Origin of the sequence: Streptomyces sp. 13-12-16, from assembly GCF_002114215.1 — a bacterium.
Classification (GTDB): Bacteria; Actinomycetota; Actinomycetes; order Streptomycetales; family Streptomycetaceae; genus Streptomyces.
The window spans coordinates 1-3,281 of record NZ_NCTE01000595.1 but is presented as its reverse complement, the minus strand read 5'-3'; the positions used below and the strand labels follow the sequence as shown (position 1 = coordinate 3,281).

Here is a 3,281-nt window from a genome sequence, read left to right as displayed (position 1 = left end):
GGGCGGCCGGGACGCGTCCCCGCGCGGCGGCCGGTCCGGGTGTCCCCCCGTCCGCGTGCTCGCGCGGAGGCCGGGCGGGCGCCGGTTCCGGCCGCTCCTCGGGGGGCGGCAGGGGTGCCTGGGTCTGCGGACGGGTCTGGGACACGGCGAAGGCCCGGACGTCCACCGTGTCGGTGACCGCGTCCGGGTCGTGGACGTCGTACTCCCCCTCGTCGGCGGAGCGCGCCCGCAGGTCCTTGGCGTACCGGCGCTCCATGCCCGCCCGTCCGGACAGCAATCGGATGGCGGTGCTGAAGCGTTCCGTCGGACGGGCCTCGTTCAGCTCGTCCTGCCTACGGAGCCACATCGGCACCAAGTAGGCGGCCCAGGCCCCGACGATGACTGCGTAGATGAGGCCGCTGCTGCTCACATCTCACACGGTAGAGGGGTTTGCACGGGGCCATCCGCCAATTGGGCCGGTGTGTCGCACGATCCGGCTGATATTTCGAACTTTTCTTGTGACCGGCGCGATCAGGGACCCCCTCAAAGCGGGAATTCCACGCCTGAAGGCGGTCACCTTCCGCTCAAATTCGAACGTTTATTCAATTTCCGGGGCCGTGCGGGATTCCTGGATTACGCCGCTCGTGGCCGGACCGCCCCTCGGAGCGTGCCCGGCGCCACCGGGCGAGCAAACCGTCGGGGACCTCTTCCGCCGTGAGCGCGAAGACGAGGTGGTCGCGCCAGGCTCCGTCGATGTGCAGATATCGCGGGCGCAGGCCCTCCTCGCGGAATCCGAGTTTCTCCACGACCCTGCGGCTCGGCCCGTTCTCGGGGCGAATGCAGACCTCGACGCGGTGCAGTCCGACGGCGCGGAAACAGTGGTCCACGACCATCGCCACGGCCGTCGGCATCACTCCGCGGCCGGCCACCGACTCGTCCACCCAGTAGCCGACGTGGCCCGAGCACATCGAGCCCCAGGTGATCCCGGCGACCGTCAACTGGCCGACGAGACGGCCCTGGTACTCGATGACGAACGGCAGCATCCGGCCCGCGTTGGCCTCGGAGCGCAGGTGGCGGACCATCTGACGGTAGGTCGGCCGGTGGATGACCGGGCCGCTGGGCGTGGGCGGCGGGATCGTCGCCTCCCAGGGCCGCAGCCAGTCGCGGTTGCGGCGGTTGACCTCGCGCCAGGCCTTCTGGTCGCGCAGCCTTATCGGCCGGAGGACGATGTCGCCGTCCACCAGCTCGACCGGCCAGTGTGGGCTGTTCAGCTCGCACCCCCGCCCGTGGCGTCCGGTCTCGGGTGGTCCCCGCCGCGCAGCTGGTCCACGGCGTGCCTCAGCAGCGGCTCCAGGACGGCGAGACCGTCCTTCACCCCGCCGCTGGACCCCGGCAGGTTGACGATCAGCGTGGAGCCCGCGACCCCCGCGAGGCCCCGGGAGAGGGCGGCCGTGGGCACCTTGTCGCGGCCGTACGCCCGGATGGCCTCCGCGATGCCGGGGATCTCGTGGTCGATGACCCGGCGGGTCGCCTCGGGGGTGCGGTCGGTGGGTGAGACGCCGGTGCCACCGGTGGTCACGACGACGTCGTACCCGGCGGCGGCGCCCGCGCGCAGGGCGGCCTCCACGGGGTCGCCGTCGGGGACGACCTGGGGGCCGTCGACCGCGAAGCCGAAGCGCCGCAGGCCCTCCGCGATCAGGGGGCCGCCCTTGTCCTCGTAGACGCCGGCGGCGGCCCGGTTGGACGCGGTGACCACCAGCGCGCTGTACGGCGCGAGCAGCGCGCCGCCGACGGTCGCGTCGAGTGTCATGCCCGGCTCCAGTCGCCCGACTTGCCGCCCGTCTTCTCCTCGACCCGCACGTCCGTGATGACCGCCTCCTTGTCGACCGCCTTGACCATGTCGATCACGGTGAGCGCGGCGACGGAGACCGCGGTGAGCGCCTCCATCTCGACGCCCGTACGGTCCGTCGTCCTCACGGTCGCCGCGATCTCCACGGCGTCGTCCGCGACCGACAAATCCAGTTTCACACCGGACACCGACAACGGGTGGCAGAGCGGGATCAGATCGGGGGTGCGCTTGGCGCCCATGATGCCCGCGATGCGCGCGGTGGCCAGCGCGTCGCCCTTGGGGACGCCCTCGCCGCGCAGCAGCTCGATCACGCGCGGTGAGACGAGGACGCGGCCGGTGGCCCGCGCGGTGCGCGCGGTGACGTCCTTGCCGGACACGTCGACCATGCGGGCGGCGCCCGCCTCGTCGATGTGGGTCAGACGACGCTGCTCGGAGGGTCCGGGGGTCTCCCCCCGGGAAGGCACGGTCATGATCGTGTGGCGCTCCCGGTCCTGGCCCGTCGCGGTGCGGCGCACGGGCCTGCTGTGCGCGACACGGTACCGCCAACCGGTCGCGCTCAGCCGAGCAGGACCACCTCGACCTCGGTGCCGGGCGCGACGGACTCGGTGTCCTCGGGGACGACGATCAGCGCGTTCGCCTGCGCGAGGGCCGCCACGAGGTGGGAGCCGGCGCCGCCGACCGGGGTCACCGTGCCGTCGGCGTACCGGCCGCGCAGGAACTGGCGGCGGCCCCCCGGCGAGGTCAGTGCCCGGTCCGCGGTGAGCTTCGCGCGGACCCTCGGCCGGTGGACGTCCGTCAGGCCCATCAGGGTGCGGATGGCGGGGCGGACGAACAGCTCGAAGGAGACGTAACTGGAGACCGGGTTGCCGGGCAGGGCGAGGAGCGGGGTGTGGTCGGGGCCGATGGAGCCGAAGCCCTGGGGCTTGCCCGGCTGCATGGCGAGCTTGCGGAACTCGACGCCGCTGCCGGGCTCGTCCTCGTCCCCGGCGTACGACAGCGCCTCCTTGACGACGTCGTACGCCCCGACACTCACGCCGCCGGTGGTGACCATCAGGTCGGCGCGCACCAACTGGTCCTCGATGGTGTCCCGCAGGGTCGTGGCGTCGTCGGCGACGGCGCCCACGCGGTAGGCGATCGCGCCGGCGTCCCGCGCGGCGGCGGTGAGGGCGAAGCTGTTGGAGTCGTAGATCTGACCGGGGCGCAGTTCCCCGTCGGGCTGGACGAGTTCGCTGCCGGTGGAGAGCACCACCACGCGCGGGCGCGGGCGCACCCGTACCGTGCCGCGGCCGATCGCGGCCAGCAGGGAGATCTGCGGCGGGCCGAGGACGGTGCCGGCCGCCAGGGCGCGGTCACCGGCCTTGACGTCGCTGCCCCGGGCGCGCACGTGCGCGCGTGCCTCGGCCGGGCGGTACACGTTCACCTGCCCGGTGGCGCCCTCGGGGGCGAGGCTGCG

Annotated in this window: 4 protein-coding genes and 1 pseudogene; all 5 read right to left on the bottom strand. The window is 73.2% G+C overall.

Features of this window, described 5'->3' with window-relative positions:
- Positions 1 to 409: pseudogene (locus tag B7767_RS23600) on the bottom strand (hypothetical protein); the annotation flags it as partial.
- Positions 410 to 581: 172 nt separating this feature from the next.
- Complete coding sequence (locus tag B7767_RS23595) at positions 582 to 1,220, bottom strand: GNAT family N-acetyltransferase (RefSeq protein WP_256923539.1); 639 nt, start codon at positions 1,218 to 1,220, stop codon at positions 582 to 584.
- A gap of 26 nt (positions 1,221 to 1,246) precedes the next feature.
- On the bottom strand, positions 1,247 to 1,789 hold the full coding sequence (locus B7767_RS23590; RefSeq protein WP_085573954.1) for a molybdenum cofactor biosynthesis protein B: 543 nt from the start codon (positions 1,787 to 1,789) through the stop codon (positions 1,247 to 1,249).
- Positions 1,786 to 2,298: a cyclic pyranopterin monophosphate synthase MoaC gene (gene moaC, locus B7767_RS23585; RefSeq protein WP_085573956.1), complete on the bottom strand. Its 513-nt coding sequence runs from the start codon at positions 2,296 to 2,298 to the stop codon at positions 1,786 to 1,788. The genes B7767_RS23590 and moaC overlap by 4 nt, the downstream gene beginning before the upstream one ends.
- A gap of 86 nt (positions 2,299 to 2,384) precedes the next feature.
- Positions 2,385 to 3,281: gephyrin-like molybdotransferase Glp (glp, locus tag B7767_RS23580; RefSeq protein WP_085573953.1), on the bottom strand; the 897-nt coding region annotated here is incomplete at its 5' end.